Here is a 24240-nt window from a genome sequence, read left to right on the forward strand (position 1 = left end):
ACCTTATTTTCGGAAACAGGTTCGCAATTTTTAGTCGTCGTCACGGGAAAAATAAAATTCATCTTGCCCCATACGCATAAGTTGCCTATTTTCGTCATTAACGGATCCGCTACTGAAAATCATTTGCTTACGTTATGATTTAAAAAGGATTTTTATGAAAGAGCTTTCTTATGCAAGGATCTATAAATCGCAGGAATATCTGGCTTCTCTGGGGACAATTCACTATCGCTCACTGTTTGGTGGCTACAGTCTGACGGTTGGCGATACGGTCTTTGCCATGGTCGCTAATGGTGAGCTGTATCTTCGCGCCTGTGAGCAGAGCGCCCAGTATTGTGTACAAAATTCTCCTGTCTGGCTGACATTTATTAAGCGCGGACGTCCTCTTGTACTTAATTATTACCAGGTGAACGATGCCCTGTGGCAAAACCAGCAGCAGCTGGTGTCGTTATCGCGATATTCGTTGGATGCTGCGGTTAAGGAGAAACAAAGTCGCTTTGCCCAGCATCGTCTGCGGGAATTGCCGAATATGACGTTTCATCTGGAGACTCTGCTGAATGAAGCTGGAATTAAAGATGAGGGGACCATGCGATCGTTGGGAGCACAAATGTGCTGGCTGAAACTTCGGCAAAATAACCCGGCTCTGACGGTAAAAGTACTCTATGCCCTTGAAGGCGCGGTAGGGGGGATACATGAAGCCGCGCTCCCGGCGACGCGTCGCCAGGAGCTGGTTGAGTGGGTAAGTTCTCTTACGCCGGAACCGGGGTATTAGACGGCAGCACGTCAATTTGCTGCTGTAATCGCCGGATCTCCGGGAGCAGAGCGATCAATAGCCCAACTTGCTGAACGACCAGCGGCTCTTTGCTGTCCGGGCGTGGTTCCAGATGCTGAATTCGCTGCTTCAGCCCTTCTAACGCCTGGTATACACGCTGCTCGTCAGCGGGTTGATGGTGAAGGGCATCATCAACATAGCAAACAGCGTCATCCAGCAATGCCAAAACGTCTGGATTGGTCAACTGTTCGCGATGTGCGCCTAGCGCAGAAATATAACTGGTAAACGTATGGTTGAGACACAGTAAACGGAACGCCGTTTCGCGGGTTTGGGCCGTGACATCCGGCTCGCTCGACATGTTTGATACCACGGAGGCGAGTTCAGCATCACGATTATGCGCATCACGGCGAGCGATACGGTAGGCCAGACGATTATCACGACCCTGATGATATTGTTCGAGAATTGCATCAAGGTAGCGGCAGTTAGCGTCAGTCGCCCGTTCAATTACCCGTGGTAGGTTACGAAAACGCCAGTCTGGCCAGATGAAACTGACAGCAGCCCAGGCGATAGCACAGCCAATTAGCGTATCGATGACACGCGGCAGCGCAACCTCAAAACCTTCGCCGAGCAGGTTAAAGCACAGTAACACCAGCAGCGTGATAAACATGGTGGCATGCGCATACTGGACGTTGCGAAAGGCAAAAAACAGTACGCCAGTGATCACCAGGAGTATCAGTTGCCCCTCGAGAGAGGGCACAAACCACAGGATCGGTAAACCAATGGCAATCCCAACCAACGTGCCGATAATCCTGAGCGCCAGGCGATGTCGGGTGGCGTTGTAGTTTGGCTGACAGACAAACAGGCTGGTCAGCAAGATCCAGTATCCGTGATTCATGCCGGTTATCTGGATAATGGCATAACCAACACAGAGTACTAACGACATGCGAACGGCATGGCGAAACAGAGCAGACTCAGGGGTGAAATTACGGCTCAGACGTAACCAGATATCACTGAATCCATGGGGACTGTCATCGGCAAGCTGATTTTCAGACTCATTGCGCGAGAGTACCTGAGCCTGTTCGGATTCGATGGTAGCAAGCTGCGCGTCGATTGCCCGTAGGTTTGACAGTAAAAAACCCAGCGTATTGAGCAGGTCGGCAGGTTCACCACTGGCGCGCATGCGCTCAAGTGCAGCATCTATATGGGTGAAGGCTCGCTCAAAGTGCGGATCGTGCTGGTAAGGCGTGCGCAATAAAATACAGCGAGATAATTGTGAACAGGCTTGCCCTTGCATCGACATCAACCGCTGGAAACGGAACATCACATCGCTGTGACGGAAATGATCGCGTAGCGTTTGATACTGAATATGTGAGGAGCTTGCGCGTTCATGAATATCCTGCGCCACAAAATAGTAATGTAGCGTGCGACGTGTTCCCCGTTGTCCACGGTCACCGCGCAGGCGGGTCAGCAGCGACACTTTAGTCTGATTCAGCGTTGCCATCAGTTGGCCATTCGCGAGAGCTAAATCATACAACGGTGCCTGGCTTTCATCTTCTATGTCGGGGTCAAAAAGACGCGATTTCAGTTCCAGGTAGTGCGCTAACTGTTCGTAGCTGCGTGCCAGATTGTCCTGTAAGGGGCGGATGGGGAACAGAAGATGTCCGGTGAGCGTCAGCAGGTTATACCAGATAGCGCCAGCGAGCAGCAGGATTGGTTGTTGATACCACTGATCGTAAAGCGAGGTGCCCAGCATCGTGTAAATGGCGATCAGCAATGCACCAAAAGCAATAGTTGCATAGCGCTGACCTAATCCCCCCAGCAGAATAAAGCCGCTGGTGGAAAGCGTTAACCCAATAGCAAACAGCCATGGCCATGGGAAGAGCAGTTCAACGGAGGCTGAGGCAATAAAAAAGCACACCAGTGTGATGATTAAATTGCGTAGTCGGCCTGCTAGACGATCGTCCAGATCGGTAAGTGCGGCAGCGACCATGCCCAGCGTGAGAGGGATGGTCAGCTTGACATCGCCCAGCCACCAGGGCAGCGCTGTTGTGCCGCATAGCGCGATAAAAATCCGCACGTAGTACAGCCATGTGCTGTTCCAGGTATAGCGTTTGAGCAGAGGACTTAACATAAAGGCCATCGGTCCTGATTATTCAAAACGACGACGCGCATTGGCTTCACGCGCTGCACGGGCAACTTCTACTGAAACCACACGGCGACCCACCGGCCAGAGCGCAATGGCAGCGATTTTAAAGTTTGCAATGCCAACCGGAATACCAATAATCGTTATGCACTGGGCAATACCAGAGATAATGTGCATCAGGCACAACCACCAGCCGAAGAAAATCAGCCAGAAAATATTGAGCACGGTGCCGCCGGTATTTAACAGGACGCTTTTACCGGCCGGATTCAGTTCATCGACATGAATCGCTTCGTTACCATAGGGAAACAGCGAAAGTCGGGTTATCTCCCAGCATGAACGGGTCAAGGGTAAAGTAAAAATAAGCACGACACTGACCAGCGTTGCCAGTAACCAGGCAAGGGTGGTGGCGAACCCCCCAAGCACAAAATTTAAAATATTCAGAACAGTACGCATAAACCCTCGGTTAACTCTGGTTTTCTGTGAATTCGGCAATTGTAACGTTTTTTTGGGCTGGAGCACGTTTTCTCTGGCGGTTACACTGATAAGCAAACCTCTTCGTGTGGATCCGCTTGAGTCTTATGGAACTGAAAGCAACTTCTCTTGGAAAACGTCTGGCACAACACCCTTACGATCGGGCCGTTATTCTCAATGCCGGGATTAAAGTTTCCGGCGATCGTCACGAGTATCTTATTCCCTTCAATCAGTTACTGGCTATTCATTGCAAACGCGGCCTGGTATGGGGCGAGCTGGAGTTTGTACTCCCGGATGAGAAGGTGGTTCGTCTTCACGGTACAGAGTGGGCGGAAACCCAGCGCTTCCATCATCATTTGAATGCGCTCTGGCAACAGTGGAGCCAGGAAATGAGTGACATTGCTGCCGGGGTTTTACAGCAGCAATTGGATGCGATAGAGGCGCGTACTAGTGAAAGTAAATGGCTGACGCGCGAACAAACGTCAGGGCTGCAGCAGCAGATTCGCCGTGCCTTTGCCGCGTTACCGCTCCCGGTTAATCGGCTGGAGGAATTTGAAAATTGCCGGGAGGCGTTACGTCAATGCCAGGCATGGTTGAAAGACATTGAAGCCTGTCGCTTACAGCACAATCAGGCGTACACCGATGCAATGCTGGAAGAGTATGCCGAGTTTTTCCAGCATATTGAATCTTCGCCGTTGAACCCTGCTCAGGCGCGCGCGGTGGTGAATGGTGAGCAATCATTGTTGGTACTTGCAGGTGCTGGAAGCGGTAAAACATCTGTGTTGGTTGCCCGGGCGGGTTGGTTGCTTGCACGAGGAGAAGCTGCACCAGAACAGATCCTGTTGCTGGCGTTTGGACGCAAAGCAGCCCAGGAGATGGATGACCGCATCCGTGATCGTCTGCATACGGATGAGGTCACCGCACGGACGTTCCATTCACTCGCGTTGCACATTATTTCGCAAGGTAGCAAAAAAGTTCCAACGGTGAGCAAGTTTGAAAATGATGCTATCGCGCGCAACAAACTCTTTATAACAACCTGGCGTCAGCAGTGCAGCGAGAAAAAGGCTCAGGCTAAAGGCTGGCGACAATGGTTAGAAGAAGAAATGCAGTGGTCTGTACCCGAAGGTAACTTCTGGGATGACGAAAAATTACAGCGTCGTCTGGCTTCCCGGTTGGATCGCTGGGTTAGTTTGATGCGAATGCATGGCGGAGCGCAGGCGGAGATGATTGCTAATGCTCCGGAGGAGATCCGTGATCTGTTCAGTAAACGCATAAAGCTAATGGCGCCGCTGCTCAAGGCCTGGAAGAGTGCCCTGAAGGATGAGAATGCCGTCGATTTCTCCGGGTTGATCCATCAGGCTATTGTCATTCTGGAGAAGGGGCGGTTTATCAGTCCGTGGAAACATATTCTGGTCGATGAATTTCAGGATATTTCCCCTCAGCGCGCCGCCCTGTTAGCCGCCTTGCGTAAGCAAAACTCGCAGACTACGCTGTTTGCCGTGGGAGATGACTGGCAGGCCATTTACCGGTTCAGCGGAGCACAGCTTTCTCTGACAACCGCATTTCAGCAAAATTTTGGTGAGGGCGATAGCTGTAATCTGGATACGACTTACCGTTTTAATAGCCGTATTGGCGAAGTCGCAAACCAGTTTATCCAGCAAAACCCACACCAGCTCAAAAAACCGCTGAACAGTCTGGCGACCGGTGATAAAAAAGCCGTCACGTTGCTCGACGAAAGCCAGTTAGATCTGTTGCTGGATAAGCTGTCGGGTTTTGTGAAAGCCGAAGAGAGAATTCTGGTGCTGGCGCGATACCATCATCTCAAACCTGCCAGCCTGGACAAAGCGGCCACCCGCTGGCCCAAGCTGCAGCTGGATTTTATGACTATTCATGCCAGCAAAGGGCAGCAGGCGGATTACGTCATTGTTATGGGGCTTCATGAAGGGAATGACGGTTTCCCGGCTCCGGCTCGAGAGTCGATTATGGAAGAGGCGTTACTCCCGGCTGTTGAAGATTTTCCTGATGCAGAAGAGAGACGGTTGCTGTATGTGGCGCTAACGCGTGCGCGGCATCGGGTATGGCTACTGTTTAGCAAAGACGCGCCATCATGCTTTGTTGATGAGCTTAAGCAATTAGACGTTCCGGTGACCCGGAAACCCTGAAAAGCAGGCGGTAATTACCGCCTGCTTAGCGCTTATTTGAGACGTTCTGCCAGATAACGGGCGTAATCCGGGATCAAGATATCCGTTGCGTCGTTGAAGTTTGGCGACTGGATAATAAAATCAGCGGTTGACACGTTAGTGGCGACTGGAATGTTCCAGACCGTGGCCAGGCGTAGCAGGGCTTTGACATCAGGATCGTGGGGAACGGCGTTGAGCGGATCCCAGAAGAAAATCAGCACATCAATTTTCCCTTCTGAAATCAGCGCACCTACCTGCTGGTCACCCCCCATTGGGCCGCTCAGCATGGCGTTGACGTCCATTCCTGTCGCGCGTTGAATTAAGTTTCCTGTTGTTCCTGTAGCATACAGAACGTGTTTTTCCAGTAATGGCTGGTGGCGTTCAACCCAGCTCATCAACATCTTTTTGCAGTGATCGTGTGCGACCAACGCAATATGTTTCTGCGCTGGCAATGTGCGAGTCGTTAATTCCATAGTACAGCTCCCAAGTTAACCTTGTTACAGAGTACTGGAAGCACTTGACGCTGCAAGAGAAAGACAAAAAAAATGCGTATACGAACATAAATGTCACGATGGGGGTTGTTTCTCCGCCCATTGTAAGAAGTTACTTCGCGTTTGTGCGTCAGCCTGTTGAAACCAATATTTTAAGCGCTGCTCGGTCAGTGTTTGCGACTGAGGCGGCACGCGATCCAGTTCAGACACCCCGGAAAGCAGCGAACTGTCATCGGCCATCATTGTGGCAAATTGCGGTAAAGATGCATGCTTAGCCGCTTTGTTATAGCGCTCTGTTTCCATTTCATAATCTACGATTTTTGCGGTGGACGTGATTGACAGAATATCCAGCTTAACCGGTATAGGCATGGAATCCCCATCCAGCAGTTCTACGCGCGGGGCATCATCAAAATGCGTTGCATCCCGCTCGTTGCTCAGACGTGGGAGGTGGAAATTAACCTGACTGACGAGTTGGGTATCAAAGCTGATGACCAACGGAGGCGAAATATACAGACGTTCTTCGTGGCTGGACAGGCGAATGGTTTTTTCTACGCGAAACACGAGCTGGTGCCGACCATTTTCCAGCTCAATACTGTCGGCACCACGCAGTAATGAGCTGGAGACTTTTTTTCCGTCCAGTACCAGAAGGTCAATATCATTGGACAGACGTAAAGAGGTAGCAAAAACGGTTGCCGGCAAATATAGGGCAATCAAGGCTGTCACAATGCCGGCTTTCATAGGTTTCTCCTGTCCAGAAAATATCTGTATAAGATGTATCTAAATTTTTCGATAATCATGTTTACTAACATATAGACATATTTTTGAGTTTAGCTCTCATGCGCCAGTATGGGATGAATGGTTGCAAAGTCAGGTTTGTCGTACACTTTGCTAAACAGCCTGGAGGAAAACGATGAAAGAGACCGATATTGCTGGCATTTTGACAACAACCCGCACGATTGCACTGGTGGGGGCAAGCGATAAACCCGATCGTCCAAGCTATCGGGTGATGAAATATTTACTCGATCAGGGCTATCACGTTATTCCTGTTTCACCGAAGGTTGCTGGAAAAACGCTGCTGGGGCAGCAGGGCTATGCGACGCTGGCAGATGTACCAGAGAAAGTGGATATGGTAGATGTCTTCCGTAATTCTGAAGCGGCGTGGGGTGTTGCTCAGGAGGCAATTGCCATCGGCGCGAAGACCCTATGGATGCAGCTCGGCGTGATTAACGAGCAGGCAGCCGTGCTGGCTCGCGATGCAGGGATGACGGTGGTGATGGATCGCTGCCCGGCGATTGAGATCCCGCGGTTGGGACTGGCGAAGTAAGACTGATCTGTAGCCGAACAAAACGCACAGGCCCGATTAGCGAATCGCCATCGGGTCTGTTTTAGCATCAATTGCGCAGGCGCGGGGCCTGGAGCTGTTTTCGAATTGTTCGCGCCAGTTCATCCATCGACGGTTGCTCCGGATGTTCTTCCTGTAGCTCACTACTCAGTTGTGCTTCGGCCAGATATGTATGCACTGGCAGACCATTATCGTCTTCCATCACCACGTGATACCAGGGAGCGGCGCGAAGTTCGTCGTTAACCGCCAACTCATCGGCTGACGGTTGATCAAGCGAATATTCCGGGTCGATATCCACGACCACTCCGAGGTAACCTAACAGGGAATGGCGGACCTGCTGGCCGATACCGAATTTGCTGGCAATCATAGTCACCTCCCGGGAAATAGATACCCTTTATGTAAGGGTAATATTCCACTTTTCAAGTTACATGATGCGACAGGCAAACCCTTTCAGATACAGCCCTTCCGGGTAGGTAGCGATCACCGGGTGATCGGCGGCCTGACGGAACTGCTCTATAAATTGTACATCACGACCAGCATCTATTGCGGCATCAGCGATGATTTTCTGAAATAAATCGGTGGTCATTAGCCCAGAGCAGGAGAAAGTCAGCAGCACACCGCCCGGATTGAGCAACTGAATAGCCAGCATATTGATGTCCTTATAGCCGCGGCAGGCGCCCATCAACTGGCTTTTGTTTTCGACAAATTTCGGCGGATCCATAACGATTACGTCGAATTTCTCACCACGATCGCGATAAGCACGCAGAAGTTTGAACACATCATCACGCACGAACTCAGCTTTGCTCAGATCCAGCTTGTTTAGTTCCACGTTCTGGCGGGCAATATCGAGCGCTTCCTGAGAGGTGTCAACGCTGACGACCTGACGGCATCCGCCCATTAATGCTGAGACCGCAAAGCCGCCGGTATAAGAGAAACAGTTCAGCACACGCTGATTTTCCACATAACGACGCGTGGCCAGGCGGCTGTCGCGTTGATCGAGGTAATAGCCGGTTTTGTGACCATGCTGAATATCAACCAGCAGCTTCATTCCGTGCTCTTCAATTGGCAGCAGGGCTGGCGGAAGCTCACCCGTTACTGGCCCTTGAGTCAGCTCCATACCTTCTTTTTTACGTACGGCCACATCGCTACGGTCATAAATGGCGCAGTCCGGGAAAACAATTTGCAGAGCGCTAATCAGCGCGGCGCGTTGGTATTCAGCCCCCGCACTGAGCAACTGCAACACCAGGAAGTTGCCGAAGCGGTCAATGGTAATGCCCGGCAGGCCATCGGATTCTCCGGCGATCAGACGGTAACTGTCCAGGCCGTCTTTTTTCGCCAGCCAGTCACGCCATGTCTGCGCCTGCTGCAGACGACGGGTGAAGAAATCAATATCGATGGACTCAGACTTGTCGAATGTCCAGACGCGTGCACGGATCTGCGACGCGGGTGAGTACGCGCCGCGTGCTAACCATTTACCCTGATGGTCAACAATATCGATGGTTTCACCGAGGTTGGCTTTACCTTCCATACGGGCGACAGCACCGGAAAATACCCACGGATGGCGGCGAAGTAATGATTTTTCGCGCCCTTTGGCTAACACTAAACGTACACTCATAATTTACTATTCTGTCAATTCAAAGAAATGGGCGCCATTGTCCTGAGTTTTTCGCATATTTGCAACGCACGCTGTGATGATAAGGAGAACCGCAATGTCGAAAGTCTGCATAATCGCCTGGGTCTATGGCCGGGTTCAGGGGGTAGGATTTCGCTACACCACCCAGCATGAAGCACAACGGCTGGGGTTGACCGGCTACGCGAAGAATATGGATGACGGCAGCGTAGAGGTTGTCGCCTGCGGTGAAAGCAACCGGGTAGAACAACTGATGAAGTGGTTGAAAGCCGGGGGGCCGAGCAGCGCCAGGGTTGATCGGGTTCTCAGTGAACCACATCGTCCTGGCGACGAGCTAAAAGGATTTAGTATCCGCTATTAAATACATTTCACCGGTTTCGGCAGGCCGGCAATTTTAGTCGCCTGCTTGGCCGGACCTTTCGGGAACAGGCGGTAGAGATAGCGGCTGTTGCCTTTCTCTTCGCCAAACTTGCTGGCCATCGCTTTTACCAGCATGCGGATAGCGGGGGAGGTATTAAACTCCAGATAAAACTCGCGGACAAAACGCACCACTTCCCAGTGTTCCGCGGAGAGCGTAATGCCTTCGTTTTCGGCGATTCTCTCCGCCAGCGCCTCGCTCCATAGCGTGGTATATTTCAGATAGCCTTCGCTATCGGTACTGATTTCTTTACCTTCAAAGATCAACATAATTTGTCACTGCGTTAGTCAAACTGGCGGCAGTTTACCAAAAAAGAAAGCCCCGCATAAGCGGGGCTGGATAATGCGTGTGGACATCTTAATCGCGGCTAGCGAAGCCCAGAATGCTCAGCAGACTGACGAAGATGTTGTACAGCGAAACATACAGGCTAACGGTGGCACGAATATAGTTGGTTTCACCGCCGCGGATGATATTGCTGGTTTCAAACAGGATTGCGCCTGAAGAAATCAGAATGAACACCGCGCTGATTGCCAGATGTAATGCTGGCAGTTGCAGGAAGATATTTGCAACCATACCAATCAACACCACGACCACACCCGCCATCAGCATACCGCCGAGGAAGGACATATCTTTACGCGTGGTCAGTACATACGCAGAGCAGCTGAAGAAGACCAGCGCCGTTCCGCCCAGCGCCATGGCGATAACATCACCCATGCCCGCAGACAGGTAGGTATTCAGAATTGGTCCCAGGATGTAGCCCAGGAAGCCAGTGAAAGCGAACGCTGACAAAATACCAACCGGCTTATCTGCCGTTTTGTAGGTCATGAACATCAGACCATACATACCCACCAGCGTCAGGATAAGTCCCGGAGAAGGTAACATCAGTACGGTACTGGCGGTTGCAGTGATCGCTGAAAACGCCAGCGTCAGGCTGAGCAGGAAATAGGTATTGCGCAGCACCTTATGCGTGCTGAGTAGCGATGTACGCTCGCGCGAAGAACTAATAATACGATCCATGAGTCACTCTCTTATGACAGATGTAATTAATGATGGAGGATAATGAAATCAAGGGGAATGACACAGCGGTTTTACCCATCTTTACGCATTTTAACCCGCCAGACTTAAGCATATTATTTCAACAAAAGTTCCCGAATTAGATGTTAGCACTGTATGTGCAAAAATGTCAGATCGCTATCTACCAGGTAACTGAAAAATATTGCGTTATTCCTGAATCTCTCTGACAGTGACAGCGGTGTCTACATAAAACAGAGCAATAAGGTAAAGGGAATGATTCAACATAAATCGAAGATATTGACGTTTACGCTGTTGGCTGTCTGTTTGATGTCTATAAACGGCGCGGTGAGGGCGGCAAATGTTCCAGCAGGAACATTACTTGCAGAAAAGCAGGAACTGGTCAGAAACAACGGTAGTGAGCCGGCATCGCTGGATCCGCATAAAGTCGAAAGCAACGTTGAGTTTAATTTAATCAGCGATATGTTCGACGGTCTGGTGGCTGTTAAGCAGGATGGGTCTATCGAACCCCGTCTAGCCGCATCCTGGGAGAATAAAGGCAACACTGTCTGGACCTTCCATTTACGCCCGGGCATAACCTGGTCAGATGGATCTGCTATTACCGCACAGGATGTCGTCTGGAGCTGGCAGCGTCTCGTCTCGCCGCAAACGGCTTCACCTTATGCTTCGTATCTGGGCAACATGCACGTTGCGAACGCGGTTGATATTGCCCAAGGGAATAAAGATCCCACTACACTAGGGGTCAAAGCCCTGGATGATACCACGCTGGAAATTACCCTGACGCAACCGACGGCGGCGTTTCTGGCGATGCTGGCGCATCCATCGCTGGTCCCGCTGGATAAAGTGCTAATAGGCCGTTTTGGTGATAAGTGGACCCGGCCAGAACATTTTGTCAGCAGCGGGGCGTACAAACTATCGCAATGGGTGGTCAATGAGCGCATCGTTGCCGAGCGAAATCCACATTACTGGGACGATCGGCATACGGTTATTAATAAAGTTACTTATTTGCCTATCAGCTCAGAGTCGGCTGACGTAAATCGCTATAAGGCCGGTGAAATCGACATTGTGTATAGCGTACCGGTCAATCAGTTCGCGCAACTGAAAAAAACGATGGGGGATGAACTGCATGTCTCGCCCCAGCTTTCAACGTATTACTATCAGTTCAATACAACCCGCGCGCCGTTTAATGATCCGCGCGTGCGGCGGGCGCTGAATATGGCGTTGGATAAAGACATCATTGCGCAAAAGGTAATGGGACAGGGGCAGCGAGCAGCGTGGGTTATCAGCCAGCCGGAAATAGGTGGGGTGAAACTGCATGCGCCGGAGTATGCGTCATGGCCGCTTGAAAAACGTATTGCTGAAGCCAAAAAGCTGCTGGCTGAAGCCGGTTTTGGTCCTGAGCATCCGCTTAGCTTGAATCTGCTCTACAACACCTTCGAAACGCACCAGCGTATTGCGATTGCCGCATCGTCGATGTGGAAGAAAAACCTTGGCGTCGAGGCGAAGCTGCAAAACCAGGAATGGAAAACCATGCTGGACACCATGCACACCGGTAATTTTGACGTCGTGCGCTATGCGTGGATAGCCGACTATGATGATGCCTCAAGTTTCCTCAATATTTTCCGTACCGGTGATAGCGAGAATACCACCAAGTACAGCAATCCCGCCTTTGATGAAGCGATGCGTAATGCGGCGAAAGCAACTTCGCTGGAAGAACGAGGCAAATACTATCAGCAGGCTGAAGACCTTTTAGGTGAGGATGTGCCCGCGATTCCGGTTTACCACTACGTCCGCACGCATCTCGTGAAGCCGTGGGTGGGGGGATTTGCGCCGGATAACCGGGGAAATTACTACACCAAAGATATGTACATCAAAAAACATTAAGCGCTATAGCCGGCATTCGTGCTGAATAAATGGTCAATCTGTTGTTATTTCAGTCGATTAACAACATTTTGGCTGTTTTTCAGGCAAACGAACACATTGGTGCTTTACAGGTCCGTTCGGGATGTTTATAGTGCGCCTCATTGGAAGCGTGGCCGAGCGGTTGAAGGCACCGGTCTTGAAAACCGGCGACCCGAAAGGGTTCTAGAGTTCGAATCTCTACGCTTCCGCCAAATATGAAACCCAAGTCGTTGTTCGACTTGGGTTTTTTCTTTTTTATCGGTTTCCAGTATGCCATCCAGTATGCCATTGCCGCCTGACTTGCGTTAGTGGGGGTTGGACGAATTAGTGACCATCATCTGTATTAACTTGCTGCCAGTGTTCCTGGATAAAGATGGGTAAGGATGCCATTAATTTTATCCACCAACCCTGGCCTTTTGAACGTGATACGTGTCGTTCCCTTCTAAAAGTACTCGGTATAAACATCTCATCTTCATAGTTGGAGCCTTGCCAATTTTCATGAATAAGAACTCTGAGACTGAGACTGAGACTGAGACTGATATCATCTCTGTTATCGGGGACAATTTTTCCATCCAGAAGCCTCACCATGCGTTCAAGCTCTAGAAGCCGAGCGCGTTGCCAGCCCCAGTTAAGCCCAAATCCCCATCGGTCGAATTTGACCAGTCCCGTCACAATGCTCTTCTTTCCAAACTTACAGGAGCTTTTGCTCCTGTAATTCCAGCTCAGCCCTTTGAACACATTTATCACTACTCGCTCAAACACCTCGCCTTTATTCAGATGCAACTGCTCAAACGTGCTGAGGATATTCTCTTCGCTAACAGCCGGAATATCATCCTTTTCCAGGCTGTTGTACCACTGCTCACGCGCCTGAGCATCTATGAGTCAGAGTATCCCGGAGTACTTCATCAGGTCTCGCCATATGCTGCGATCGAGATTGCGGATAATAGCTTTTATCGCGGTTTCTGGCTTCTCCATCAGCCAGCAGTCGTAACGGTATTGCCGTACTACCCATTCATTCGATTTACCTCCGCCGACACTGCATGTCAGGGCAGAGATATCGTCAAGTTGTTGTATCAGCGTTTCAATCTGCATCAGCGCGGTATTACGTCCGGTGATGATGCGTTCAATGCTGGTAGAACAAATCACATCGGTGTGGCCGGTGATGACTTCGGGGTCGGTGAGGGTAAGGTCTGACATCAGTAAGTTCCTTTATATAAAGCAAAGCGCCAGTCGATGAGGGCTGGCGCTTATGCTGCGTGATGTGAGTATGGTTCGATGGTTAATCTGTCTGCCCTGTTGCAGAAGTTGCAGATGACGAAGATCGCGAACGTCCTGCAATGCTTTTGTGATATGGGGTAACAGCTTTGCTGTGTTGTTGTTTTTTCGAAGATGATCTCTGTACCGCAATCGATATTTTCCTTCAGCCAGCCAATCAGAATGTTGAGAGCCGCTTCGGTGGTTAATTCCGGCATGTGAAAACCTTATGGAGATTGAGATTGTGCTACCAGTCAAATGTAGTGAAGCCCGGCAGCACTTCGCCAAAGGCATCCAGATGAATGATGCCCGCGGCGTACCGATGGATAAGCGTTACCACTAACTGGCGGCAGGATTTTGACAGACCCAGGCGTTTGAGGCGTAAGACCGGAAACGACCACGCGCCCAGGTAGAGCAGATAACCCGAGCCGGTGTAATGTATCCATTCCGACTCGCCAAAGTCTTCATGCTGGTGTGAAAGGGTAAACAGCAGCGAATTGTCTTCCGCCGTGATATGTGCTGTGCTGCAGCAGACCCCCGGTAATGCCGTAAAGGGCGGCAGTGGTGATTCAACGATAGCCTTACCCGGTTCATCGGCGATCCGCAGCGTGCAGCCGGTGTCACAGATCACATTGATCAGGTCGGCCAGTTCAATACCGTCAATATCTACAGCGATCCGACCCGCATTTAGGGCCAGTACGTTGATGGTATCGGCTTCTACGGTCAGGGACAGCTTCATGGCTGCACCTCGCGATATTTGCCGGTGGTGATATCGGTCACCGTCCTGTAGCCATTGTGTGTCATCAGTCCACAGGCTTTGCGGGCACGGAGAATATCGATACTGGAGAGAAGCGGCGACTGCGTTTCTGCGCTGAAGCCATGGCGGTCCGTACGAATCAGACCATATTTCTCCACGATAAAGTTCACCGCGTCACACAGTGAGATACCGGCGTCGATGTGCTCCTGAATAACGCCATCTTGACCAAATGGTGTGTCGTTAAGCGTCAGACCGTAGTGACGATCCAGCAGATGGCTTAGAAGCTGCTGCCAGATATCCACCGGTAACGGACGTGGAGAAGCCTCCTGCGTGGAGGATAGTGGTTGGGTTTGCATAGTGGGATCTCTTTGTTGATGGGTTAAAACGAGGGAAATTACGCGGTTGCTGCTGGTGTGGGGTAAATCGCGAGATAGACGTATCCATGCGAGCCGAGGCTGTCGGCCTCGCAGGTCAGCCCTTTTGCGTTGAGCTTGACACAGTGCTGATGGCGGGGGCTGAGCTCACCGGAAACCAGCATTAATTCCAGTTGTTTGAGCAGTACCGGAAATGCCTGGTCGAGATGGCGTAAATCCGCGGCGCTGAACTGACCGGTGATACTGGCGCGGTCAGCGAGATAGTGCAGCCGGTTGTTTTCCTGCACCAGTCGTGCGCCAAAGCACGGCGTGACGGTGGGTTTAAGTCCCCACCAGGGCTCAGAAATATCATGGTTTGCTACATTTGTTGTGTTCTGCATTTAAGTAATCCTTAACGATGCGTTAATTCAGGGTAACGCTGCGCAATACGACATACGGGCCGTTGCGGTCCTGACGCCGTTCTGCGAAGACGGCCAGCACACCGCTGATATCCTGTACCTCCCGACCGGCATAGTGGCAGATACTGCCGGACCACTGGTATTTCCCGGTACAGAAGCGAAACAACCGCGACTGTGGATGCTGACGGTAAATCGTCATTGCCTGGCGCTTGCTGATGATTTTCATTGCTATTCTCCTTACAACCAGCCGCGTTCTGCAAAAGAGACAATATCCATCCCGCCGACCACCAGATGGTCCAGCAGGCGAATATCAACTAGGTCCAGCGCCTGCCTGAGACGTTCTGTGATTTGTCTGTCTGCATCGCTGGGTTCGGCGTGCCCTGAAGGGTGGCAGTGCGCCACGAGAATGGCGGCAGCGTTATGTTTCAGCGCCGCCTTCACCACCTCTCGTGGGTGTACCTGCGTATGGTTGATGGTGCCGGTGAAGAGGGTTTCGTGCGCAATCAGCCGGTGCTGGTTATCGAGAAAGAGCGCGGTAAATTCTTCGCGTTCCAGTGTGGCAAGCTGCAGGTGCAGCCAGTCACGGACGGTATGGCTGGAGGTGAATGACGCCCCGGGTTCACGTAACTGTCGCTCCAGCAGGGTCAGTGCCGTCCTGACCGTCTGCTGTTCTGTGGGGGCCAGTTCTCGGGCAAACAGCGGAAGTTGTTGTTCCATAATTTTGACCTCAGTCGATGATGTGCATAATGGCATTACACTCCGCGTGGTTCAGCGCGTAGTCCCGCAGGTGGTAATAGTGCCCGGTCATGGCATCGCATTCGGTACGCATGGCGTGGTGGCTGTACGTCATCAGGCAGACGGCAATACCGGCGGCTTCGGCGCTCATCTCTGTGCCGTTACCGTTCATCGGGTTGAACAGCGTCCATTTTTCACTGTCGTCACCGTCGGGCTCCGGAGCCATAAACGCGCCACCGTTGCTCAGCGTGTAAAACTGCCAGATGCCCCCGCTGTAGTTCGCGCACAGGCGGTCCATCCAGGCGAAGATATGTGGTTCCAGGGTTATCCACTGTGGGATGGTGCCAAAATACTGCGGCCAGAAGCCGATGCGCTGCTCATCGGGCAGCAACATGGCTGTGAGGGTCGTCGTATTTTCAGTGTCTGAAAGTGTTTGCAGATTTGTGATGTTATTCATAGGTTATTCCTTTTGAAAGGGCATAAGTGTGGTCTCCCTGAGCGGGAACCTTGCGTGCTGGCGATGTTGTTCGGGAGGTTACGGGGGGACTGTGTTATCGGCAGGTCATATTGTCAGGCTGTCCGGTTTGGCGTTGCTGTGGGCAGGACTGTACATAGCCATCAGCGTCGGACCGTGAGGGTCAGACGCCGTCAGCCGCAACCAGGTGGCACAGGCTGAGTTCACCCGGCCGGTAGCAGAGATGCCTGCACCAGGCGCAGAAGTCATCGTCGGATAGAGAACGGTTTGCAGGGAGACAGGCCAGACTGCTGCCAGGCAGGCATCTGCAGGAACGCGCTGCATCAGCTCAGTGCCTGCTGCAGCTCCTCTGCCATTACCCATAACGCCCGGTTGAGTTTAATGTCTCCATCGATACCGTTGACTGCGCGTGTACGGCTGCGTTTACCCTGTGCTGAACGACCGGACAGACCACCTTTGCTCAGGTTTTCCTGCAACCGGTTAAAGACACTCCACAGGTCATTCTGTTCATCCTGCCAGCGGCGGGCACCCAGTACCTGAGATTCGGTGACGGGGTGATGCTCTTCACCAAAACGGTACGTCAGAGCAGCTTTCGCCAGCGCCTGCTGTGCTTGAGGCGGGAGCAGCAGCGACTGCATGGCATCTCGCTTCTCCTCCACCCGGTCAAATACCCCGAGCACTTCATAAGCGCCTTCGATGACTTTCTCCACCACATCGCCTTTATGCGGTACGCGTACTTCACCCAATGACGTCCCGCAGACCAGTCCGTTACAGCAGACGCTGCGGAACAGCCCCGGCAGCATCTGGTAGCTGCTGGAGCCGTCGTGAGAGTTGAGGAGAATAATCTCCGGGACCTGCTGACCGGTGATTTGCCCGGCACGGCGCAGGCGCAGCATATGCTTCGTATGCTCCCGGCGGCTCGGGTCACGGACGCGGGTCTGGCAGGCAAAGAACGGCTGAAAACCTTCATTCTGGAGGCTCTCCAGCAGGGTGATGGTGGGGATACAGGTATAGCGTTCACTGCGGGAGGCATGCTTCTCCTCGCCGAACACGCTGGGGGTATGTTGCATCAGTTCGTCATGGGTTAAGGGGCGATCGCGACGGATCAGGTTAACGCGACCAAAGCGGCTGGCTAATTTCATGGGGTTTACCTTTACGGATGACATATACGAAAAAGCCCTGCTCATACGAGCAGGGCTTTAGAGGCATTATTTTAATGATGTAGGGAAATAATTTATGAATATTTCCGAACGAGTACTATTTACCTTTGTAGGTTTTCCCTAAGACCGTCATTGTCCAGCCGTTCTCAGTGATTTCATAACCAACGGCATCAGGTTCAAGTTGACAGAGTTCTGGAATATTTTCCGGGCTGGGGCCGAAAGATTTGATTTCTCCGGTACGGAGGTTAAGTATACTCCAGTCACCGTACATACAGGACGACCCCATATCCTGCCAATACAGTGCATAATCCCAGCCAGCACCGATAACGTCACCGCCAGTATGAAAATCACCACTCAGGCCCTCGACTTCATGCCAGCCAGATTTACCTGCACAGTTTTTACACCAGAGATTATCTGCGGCATCCTCTGCGAGTTCATAATTACTATTTGGTACAGGTCGTGGGTTGATGAGTTCGCCAGCATAAGCGCTAACCATAAAGCTAAAAAATACGGTAACTACTACAATTAATTTATGCATTCTATTATCTCCCTTAGAATGCTACGCTATGTTTAGAATCTTCAGCGTTAAAACCCGACAAATCAACGGTGTATGAGCCGTTTGACAGTTTTACTGTGATACTTTTACTCTTCTTTAAGACGTTATACGCCCATTCATTACCTTCATCACTTTTGATACTTGTATAGAAACCAAGTTCAATATTCGGGTTATTTTTACGACGGTATTCGCATTCATTATATGTCTTACATGGGTTCAACTCTTCTAATGTAGTGTGGGAAATTAAGCGTTGACCGTTGATAACAATCTCACCGTTTCGTTCGGCTCCTAACTTAACTTTCATTGTGTAGCCAGCAGCAGGACCAGTGAATATACGCACAAAGCCGACACTAATCTTACCCTGCCCGTATACCAAGATGAGATTATCATTATTCACGTCACCGATACGTTTCATTAGAACGTTGTTCCTGGATTTCCAGGACATATCTACCGGCCCGGTATTTTCTTTAATAACTGGAGCAGGTTTTGCGGATTTGCCGACTCGCTCAGCTTCCGGTATTCCTTTAAATTCTTCAACCTTTTTGATCTCATGTTCTGGTTGTACAGCAGTTTGACTTGTCCCCCATGCATATGCATTAGTGGCGATAAGTTCAACTGAGATAACCAAAATAAAATTACGCATATTTCAGTACCTTCTGGTTAAGAATGATAAAGTATTTAATATTTTTTCATTAGTAATAAGCTTCAGACAATAAATTACAAATGGGAATCATTTACTAATTTAATTTAGTGGCACAGTATTTTTCTGACGTTGCAACCAAATGATTAAATTCAGGAGCTGCCTGTAATGTATTATTTCTTCCCCAGTGCTCACCGTATTTCTCAGCAATACGATCATACATGCAATCGCAGATGTCATCATTTCCACTGTTGCTCAGGCAGCTTTGCATAAACTCCTTCTTCTCCTTTGATTCACCACAGGCTGAGAGGAGAGAGAGGGAAATTATTGATACCAATATTCTCCTTTTCATAATCGCTTTCCGATAACAAAGACGATGATCAGGACAGCAAAGATGATCATCCCCAGCACTTCACCGAGTCCGGGAAACCAGACAGTAGGCCACACAAGACATTTGCCGAAAATGGTGCCCATGCTCTCGTATCGCAACCGTCCCCAGAGCGATTGGTAAAAACCGGTCATAACCCCCAGAAAAATATAAAAACCGAACAGCCTGGATATCATCCTTGCAAACCTCGCTTGTGTAGTGGTGCGGATTATTGTTGAAAATACAGCCAGATACATGGCAGACACATGCGTGCCATACCTCACCTATCTCCATGATTTAAAGTGAATATTTTCGTACGGCATGATTCTATGGGGTGTTTGCACGGAGGGGTAATTGATTTTATAGATCAATTATCGGATATCGATCGGTTTTGCAGATCGATAGAAGTAACAATATGAATAAAAAGAGAAAATCTGGTGTATTCTCGTTAGGAAGTCTACAGGGTATTACCATCAATTGAAAAAGAAGGACCAGACGCTGCGGGCCACGTGGGCGATGGTATGCGTGACGGCCTGCAGAGCCTTCCGGGCAATGTTGGGTAACGGTACGTTGTCGATGACCCGGTCAAGCGTATCGACGACGGCGTCTGCAAAGCCGCTGCGGGCGTTTTCCTGTACGGGGGCTGAATGGTATGACTGATGCAGATGGGGCAGCAGTGGGCTGCGTACCTGCTTTGGGAGGCTGGTTATCATTTGCTCCACAATACGGGCCAGGTGATAGCGTCCTTTTACGGATACAGGGATAATAATATCATCCTGTATACCCAACTGACTGGCAACGGCCTGCTGTTTACGTTTTATATTCTCAAGCTGGACGTCAGATGGTGTGGCTGAACGCCAGTTCCAGCGTTCGGAAGGCTCCACTTTATCCGCCTGATTGAGTATCCAGAGCACCGGCGGCATGGTACTGCCGCATTGAGCCAGTATTGTCTGATAAAACTGCTCTTCCACCGAGAAGGCCCTGTCATCCGCTTTTAAGACCCACAGCACCATATCCAGAGTCGGTAACTGTTCCTGATACAGCGCACGATATTCATCATCCCGGCTCTGGCTTTCACCCACACCCGGTAAATCGACCAGCGTCAGATAGTGTTGTCCAAATTGCAGACGGACACGTTGCGGCTCACGGGTACAGGCTTCCACGGCATTGACCGCGCAAACTTCACTGCGGAACAGGGCATTACAGAGCGATGATTTACCTGCGCCGGTTTTACCCATAATGCCAATGACAGGTTCATAAGTAACAAGCTGGCTGAGTTCCTTAATCAGTGTGTGGCGTAATGTGCGGGGATAGCGACGTAAATGGCGGCGGATAATCTGATATCCGGATGGTTGCTTCATTGATAACTCCTCAAAAATGAAACAGGCCAACCTGAAGGGTGGCCTGATGAAAGGATATGCTGTTATGCAATGATGTAATATATAAGTGAAAAAAATTAAAAATGTCTATGGCGCTGGTTGCAGTTGTGCAATCTCTTGTGTTTTTGAAGTCTGCTCGCATGTGTTAACTTTTTGTTATTATTAGAGGTGATTTGTTTTTTAGGGAGGGTGATGGTGAGGTGATAATTTAATGTTATACATTGCCACATCTGGTTTCTAAGTCATTTAAAGAAATGTGCATGCTGAACTTAACGCATAACCATAGTTTTTTAGTGGTCAGGCATGATTCTGATATGAAAATTTGTAAATTATATGTCCAACTGGGTCCAAACTCGTTGATCGATATTTTTTGCGATTGACCTGCGATTGTAGTTGCGATTTATTGTCTGTGTTCCGGACTATACAATCAATGGAGGAGTTATGATTCGTTTTCCAATAAATGCAATTCCAGACAAAATACGTGAGACTATTTATGATATCCGTGAGCATACACAGGCACCGGTAGAGTTGATTTCTTCATCTGTGATTAGTGCAATGTCGATGGCCTCCCAGAGTATAGTGGATGTAAAGATAAATGAAACGGTAACCACACCTGCATCATTATTTCTGCTGGTTATAGCTAACTCTGGTGAGAGAAAAACAACTGTGGACAGAATGGTGCTCAAGCCTTTTTACAGGCATGATGCCTGTTGGCTACGACAGGCTGAGGAACAGGAGAAGATTTTTGAGGTTGAGACAAAAATATGGAGCGCAAAAGAAAAGGCAATTTTAAACACTATCAGGAGGAAAGTTACAAAGGATCAATGTACTAAATCGGAGTCTCAGCGTCTTGTAGAATTACAGTCTGAGAAACCCGTGCTGCCTAAAATTGGTCAGTATATTTATAATAATGTCACTCCTGAAGCGTTACAATTTGCGATGTATAGTCGTTCGGCACATATTGGCTTGATCGCCGATGAGGGGGCAAACATCCTGGACAGACAGGTGATGAATGATTTAAGTTTTATTAATTCAATGTGGGATGGTGTTGATTTTCGTGTCGAACGTAAAACAGCACAGAGTTTTACGATAGAAAATGGTCGTGTCACACTCTCTGTCATGGTACAAAAAAAACCATTTGACTTATATCTGAAACGGCAGGGGGGAAAAGCCCGGGGAAGTGGTTTTTTTGCTCGTTGCTTACCGGTAGTTATTGATGAAAAATTAACTACGCAAGGAGAACGTCTTATTCGGCAGCAACCAGCAGGTATGATATTTCTTGAACAGTTCCATCAGCGTCTGGAGGCTTTAATATCAGAGAGAACAACTTCTATTGAGTCTAACCAGCAGAGGTGTCTGTCATTCGCTCTTTCGGCACAGCATGAGTGGGAGAAAATTTATAATGAAATTGAATGTCGTATTCGACCAGATGAGCGCTATGCTCACATGAGTGACTTTGCTTCAAAACTGGCCAATAATGTAGCACGCTTGTCAGCTTTGTTTTCTTTCTTTACGGAAGGGGAGCGTTTAATAAAAAAAGAGTATGTTGAAGGAGCCTGGAAGTTGTGCGAATGGTATATGGAACAGGCGATTAATTTATTTGGTTGTGACGATGGTTATTATGAGGCGCTGTTGATTTCATGGCTTCAACGTGAATTCTCAACTCAAAGAAATACATCCCTCAGATATAATGATATAAGGCGTAATGGGCCTAATGTGCTGCGTAAAGGAACACTATTGACTAAGGTAATGGATAACCTTGAATGTGCAGGTGTGATCGATATTGATTATCAAAGAAGTGGGGCAAGAGTGGTGTATAAGGGAGATAAATTTAGCAACAATATATTTACAAAAAATCCAGCTTACCGGCATTACTGAGTTGCTACTGTTGCGATTGTCGCAGCTTATCGCAAGGTAAAGAGGCAAAAATCATATGAAATTGATTTCCTGTTGATACTATGATTTTTTAAATTATTAGGTTGTGCTTTGTTTGAAATGGGTAACCGTTATCTGTATTTGATAAGACTTGAAGTCTTAAATATGATGTATATGGTCGGATATTTTTACGTTGCTAACTTAAGAGTGATATTTCATTGTAATCTAATTAAAAAATACTGCTGCTATATAAAGAAGAAAGTGGTGGGTAATTCATGTTGTTTACTGTCGGTAATAGTAATATATAGCAGTGTAATATACGACAGTCTATCTGTATAGATTACCATGTGTCCGTATATGCACATGGTACAGCCACATGAATTATATAATCAAGTACTGATATATATTGGTGAGCAGATAAGTCGTACACACAGCCATGACATGTGGATACTCCACATTACAACAAGAACGACATATTTACGTTTATATCTAGTTGATATGGTAATTGCTGTTACCTGCTACATACACAGCGATATTGATTAATTATAATCACCACGATAATGGAAGACAGATATGATTTTATAATTAAATGTATTTTAGTTATTAAGCACTCTCCTGTACTTACATGGAGAGTGATGGCTGGATATCGTCTGTTGATAAATTATATCTGGTGACCTGCCCCCACGATTAGATACAACACTCAGTTAGTAACGTCGGAATCTTCATTCTCAGAATGACCCTTTCTCCAGCCCGCTGCAAATTCAGACGGTGTCTGATAATTCAGCGTGGAGTGCGGGCGGCATTCGTTATAATCCTGCCGCCAGTCATTAATAATTTTCCTGGCATGAACGATATCGCTGAACCAGTGCTCATTCAAACATTCATCGCGAAATCGTCCGTTAAAGCTCTCAATAAATCCGTTCTGCGTTGGCTTGCCCGGCTGGATTAAGCGCAACTCAACACCATGCTCAAAGGCCCATTGATCCAGTGCACGGCAAGTGAACTCCGGCCCCTGGTCAGTTCTTATCGTCGCCGGATAGCCTCGAAACAGTGCAATGCTGTCCAGAATACGCGTGACCTGAACGCCTGAAATCCCAAAGGCAACAGTGACCGTCAGGCATTCCTTTGTGAAATCATCGACGCAGGTAAGACACTTGATCCTGCGACCGGTGGAAAGTGCGTCCATGACGAAATCCATCGACCAGGTCAGATTGGGCGCCGCCGGACGGAGCAGCGGCAGACGTTCTGTTGCCAGCCCTTTACGACGTCTTCTGCGTTTTACGCCCAGGCCACTGAGGTGATAAAGCCGGTACACGCGCTTATGATTAACATGAAGCCCTTCACGGCGCAGCAACTGCCAAATACGACGGTAGCCAAAACGCCTGCGCTCCAGTGCCAGCTCAATGATGCGCCCTGATAAATGCGCATCAGCAGCCGGACGGTGAGCCTCATAGCGGCAGGTCGACAGGGATAAACCTGTAAGCCTGCAGGCACGACGTTGCGACAGACCGGTCGCATCACACATCAACATCACGGTTTCCCGCTTCTGGTCTGTCGTCAGTACTTTCGCCCAAGAGCCACCTGAAGCGCCTCTTTATCCAGCATGGCTTCGGCAAGCAGCTTCTTGAGTCTGGTGTTCTCTTCCTCAAGCGACTTCAGGCGCTTAACTTCAGGCACCTCCATACCGCCATACTTCTTACGCCAGGTGTAAAACGTGGCATCGGAAATGGCATGCTTGCGGCAGAGTTCACGGGCGGGTACCCCAGCTTCGGCTTCGCGGAGAATACTGATGATCTGTTCGTCGGAAAAACGCTTCTTCATGGGGATGTCCTCATGTGGCTTATGAAGACATTACTAACATCGGGGTGTACTAATCAACGGGGAGCAGGTCA

Annotated in this window: 28 protein-coding genes, 1 tRNA gene and 2 pseudogenes; 7 read left to right on the forward strand and 24 right to left on the reverse strand. The window is 49.5% G+C overall.

Annotated elements, in window-relative coordinates; genetic code table 11:
* Positions 1–154 precede the first annotated feature (154 nt).
* Positions 155–769 (forward strand): TfoX/Sxy family DNA transformation protein, encoded by a 615-nt coding sequence (locus OGY71_RS20135; RefSeq protein ID WP_003831996.1) that lies wholly within the window; start codon positions 155–157, stop codon positions 767–769.
* Here OGY71_RS20135 and yccS read toward each other — a convergent pair.
* A complete protein-coding gene (yccS, locus tag OGY71_RS20140) occupies positions 747–2900 on the reverse strand; it encodes a YccS family putative transporter (protein ID WP_003831997.1) in 2154 nt (717 codons plus the stop codon). The genes OGY71_RS20135 and yccS overlap by 23 nt on opposite strands.
* An 18-nt stretch (positions 2901–2918) precedes the next feature.
* Positions 2919–3365, reverse strand: coding sequence for a YccF domain-containing protein (locus OGY71_RS20145; protein ID WP_003831998.1), 447 nt, complete (start codon positions 3363–3365; stop codon positions 2919–2921).
* A gap of 125 nt (positions 3366–3490) precedes the next feature.
* On the opposite strand from OGY71_RS20145, the gene helD reads away from it, so the two are divergent.
* A complete protein-coding gene (helD, locus tag OGY71_RS20150; protein ID WP_063940601.1) occupies positions 3491–5545 on the forward strand; it encodes a DNA helicase IV in 2055 nt (684 codons plus the stop codon).
* Between the two features lie 32 nt (positions 5546–5577).
* Here the strand turns inward: helD and mgsA are convergent, their stop codons facing one another.
* On the reverse strand, positions 5578–6036 hold the full coding sequence (gene mgsA / locus OGY71_RS20155; RefSeq protein ID WP_003035897.1) for a methylglyoxal synthase: 459 nt from the start codon (positions 6034–6036) through the stop codon (positions 5578–5580).
* Between the two features lie 93 nt (positions 6037–6129).
* Entirely contained in the window at positions 6130–6792 is a 663-nt protein-coding gene (gene csgI, locus OGY71_RS20160) for a curli synthesis inhibitor (protein WP_063940600.1), read from the reverse strand.
* Positions 6793–6964: 172 nt separating this feature from the next.
* On the opposite strand from csgI, the gene OGY71_RS20165 reads away from it, so the two are divergent.
* Positions 6965–7378: a CoA-binding protein gene (locus OGY71_RS20165; protein ID WP_032942909.1), complete on the forward strand. Its 414-nt coding sequence runs from the start codon at positions 6965–6967 to the stop codon at positions 7376–7378.
* A gap of 67 nt (positions 7379–7445) precedes the next feature.
* Here OGY71_RS20165 and hspQ read toward each other — a convergent pair whose 3' ends face one another.
* Both hspQ and rlmI read right to left on the reverse strand, forming a co-directional pair.
* Positions 7446–7763, reverse strand: a complete 318-nt coding sequence (gene hspQ / locus OGY71_RS20170) for a heat shock protein HspQ (protein WP_003035905.1) — start codon at positions 7761–7763, stop codon at positions 7446–7448.
* Positions 7764–7820: 57 nt separating this feature from the next.
* Complete coding sequence (gene rlmI / locus OGY71_RS20175; RefSeq protein WP_008784294.1) at positions 7821–9011, reverse strand: 23S rRNA (cytosine(1962)-C(5))-methyltransferase RlmI; 1191 nt, start codon at positions 9009–9011, stop codon at positions 7821–7823.
* A gap of 94 nt (positions 9012–9105) precedes the next feature.
* Here rlmI and yccX point away from each other — a divergent pair, with 94 nt between their 5' ends.
* Complete coding sequence (gene yccX, locus OGY71_RS20180; RefSeq protein WP_003832008.1) at positions 9106–9387, forward strand: acylphosphatase; 282 nt, start codon at positions 9106–9108, stop codon at positions 9385–9387.
* On the opposite strand, the gene tusE is transcribed toward yccX, so the two are convergent.
* On the reverse strand, positions 9384–9713 hold the full coding sequence (gene tusE, locus OGY71_RS20185) for a sulfurtransferase TusE (RefSeq protein ID WP_286613574.1): 330 nt from the start codon (positions 9711–9713) through the stop codon (positions 9384–9386). The genes yccX and tusE overlap by 4 nt on opposite strands.
* 88 nt (positions 9714–9801) lie before the next feature.
* Positions 9802–10461 carry an FtsH protease modulator YccA gene (yccA, locus tag OGY71_RS20190; RefSeq protein WP_003832011.1) on the reverse strand — a complete coding sequence of 220 codons (660 nt, stop codon included), beginning with the start codon at positions 10459–10461 and terminating at the stop codon, positions 9802–9804.
* A gap of 270 nt (positions 10462–10731) precedes the next feature.
* Here yccA and OGY71_RS20195 point away from each other — a divergent pair, with 270 nt between their 5' ends.
* Both OGY71_RS20195 and OGY71_RS20200 read left to right on the forward strand, forming a co-directional pair.
* Entirely contained in the window at positions 10732–12360 is a 1629-nt protein-coding gene (locus OGY71_RS20195) for an ABC transporter substrate-binding protein (protein WP_003832012.1), read from the forward strand.
* Positions 12361–12502: 142 nt separating this feature from the next.
* Positions 12503–12590, forward strand: a tRNA-Ser gene (locus OGY71_RS20200).
* A 131-nt stretch (positions 12591–12721) separates the two neighbouring features.
* Here OGY71_RS20200 and OGY71_RS20205 read toward each other — a convergent pair.
* The 15 genes and pseudogenes from OGY71_RS20205 to OGY71_RS20275 form a co-directional block, all read right to left on the reverse strand.
* Positions 12722–13575 (reverse strand): annotated as a pseudogene (locus OGY71_RS20205) (DUF4942 domain-containing protein).
* A gap of 90 nt (positions 13576–13665) precedes the next feature.
* A pseudogene (locus OGY71_RS20210) lies at positions 13666–13850 on the reverse strand (hypothetical protein); the annotation flags it as partial.
* A gap of 29 nt (positions 13851–13879) precedes the next feature.
* Entirely contained in the window at positions 13880–14371 is a 492-nt protein-coding gene (locus tag OGY71_RS20215) for a DUF5983 family protein (RefSeq protein WP_286613575.1), read from the reverse strand.
* Positions 14368–14745: a TA system toxin CbtA family protein gene (locus OGY71_RS20220; protein WP_286613577.1), complete on the reverse strand. Its 378-nt coding sequence runs from the start codon at positions 14743–14745 to the stop codon at positions 14368–14370. The genes OGY71_RS20215 and OGY71_RS20220 overlap by 4 nt, the downstream gene beginning before the upstream one ends.
* 38 nt (positions 14746–14783) lie before the next feature.
* Positions 14784–15143 carry a type IV toxin-antitoxin system YeeU family antitoxin gene (locus OGY71_RS20225; RefSeq protein WP_286613579.1) on the reverse strand — a complete coding sequence of 120 codons (360 nt, stop codon included), beginning with the start codon at positions 15141–15143 and terminating at the stop codon, positions 14784–14786.
* Between the two features lie 22 nt (positions 15144–15165).
* Complete coding sequence (locus OGY71_RS20230) at positions 15166–15387, reverse strand: DUF987 domain-containing protein (protein ID WP_285197881.1); 222 nt, start codon at positions 15385–15387, stop codon at positions 15166–15168.
* Positions 15388–15398: 11 nt separating this feature from the next.
* Positions 15399–15878, reverse strand: coding sequence for a RadC family protein (radC, locus tag OGY71_RS20235; protein ID WP_286613589.1), 480 nt, complete (start codon positions 15876–15878; stop codon positions 15399–15401).
* A 10-nt stretch (positions 15879–15888) separates the two neighbouring features.
* A complete protein-coding gene (locus OGY71_RS20240) occupies positions 15889–16353 on the reverse strand; it encodes an antirestriction protein (RefSeq protein WP_286613590.1) in 465 nt (154 codons plus the stop codon).
* Positions 16354–16458: 105 nt separating this feature from the next.
* Positions 16459–16695 carry a hypothetical protein gene (locus OGY71_RS20245; RefSeq protein WP_286613592.1) on the reverse strand — a complete coding sequence of 79 codons (237 nt, stop codon included), beginning with the start codon at positions 16693–16695 and terminating at the stop codon, positions 16459–16461.
* Complete coding sequence (locus OGY71_RS20250; protein ID WP_286613594.1) at positions 16695–17513, reverse strand: DUF932 domain-containing protein; 819 nt, start codon at positions 17511–17513, stop codon at positions 16695–16697. Before OGY71_RS20250 ends, OGY71_RS20245 begins: the two co-directional genes overlap by 1 nt.
* Positions 17514–17628: 115 nt before the next feature.
* On the reverse strand, positions 17629–18069 hold the full coding sequence (locus OGY71_RS20255) for a hypothetical protein (RefSeq protein ID WP_286613596.1): 441 nt from the start codon (positions 18067–18069) through the stop codon (positions 17629–17631).
* Positions 18070–18082: 13 nt separating this feature from the next.
* Complete coding sequence (locus OGY71_RS20260; protein WP_286613599.1) at positions 18083–18730, reverse strand: hypothetical protein; 648 nt, start codon at positions 18728–18730, stop codon at positions 18083–18085.
* A gap of 94 nt (positions 18731–18824) precedes the next feature.
* Complete coding sequence (locus OGY71_RS20265) at positions 18825–18998, reverse strand: hypothetical protein (RefSeq protein WP_286613601.1); 174 nt, start codon at positions 18996–18998, stop codon at positions 18825–18827.
* A 77-nt stretch (positions 18999–19075) separates the two neighbouring features.
* Positions 19076–19360, reverse strand: a complete 285-nt coding sequence (locus OGY71_RS20270; protein ID WP_286613603.1) for a hypothetical protein — start codon at positions 19358–19360, stop codon at positions 19076–19078.
* A gap of 207 nt (positions 19361–19567) precedes the next feature.
* Positions 19568–20455: a GTPase family protein gene (locus tag OGY71_RS20275; protein WP_286613605.1), complete on the reverse strand. Its 888-nt coding sequence runs from the start codon at positions 20453–20455 to the stop codon at positions 19568–19570.
* Between the two features lie 459 nt (positions 20456–20914).
* Here OGY71_RS20275 and OGY71_RS20280 point away from each other — a divergent pair, with 459 nt between their 5' ends.
* Positions 20915–22351 (forward strand): YfjI family protein, encoded by a 1437-nt coding sequence (locus tag OGY71_RS20280; protein WP_286613607.1) that lies wholly within the window; start codon positions 20915–20917, stop codon positions 22349–22351.
* Positions 22352–23048: 697 nt separating this feature from the next.
* Here OGY71_RS20280 and OGY71_RS20285 read toward each other — a convergent pair.
* A protein-coding gene (locus OGY71_RS20285; RefSeq protein ID WP_136754148.1) for an IS3-like element ISSen4 family transposase occupies positions 23049–24169 on the reverse strand; the annotation gives its coding sequence in 2 pieces (ribosomal slippage) (positions 23049–23911 and positions 23911–24169; 1122 coding nt in all).
* Positions 24170–24240 lie beyond the last annotated feature (71 nt).

The sequence above is a fragment of the Citrobacter sp. Cpo109 genome (assembly GCF_030332565.1).
Taxonomy (GTDB): domain Bacteria; phylum Pseudomonadota; class Gammaproteobacteria; order Enterobacterales; family Enterobacteriaceae; genus Citrobacter; species Citrobacter portucalensis.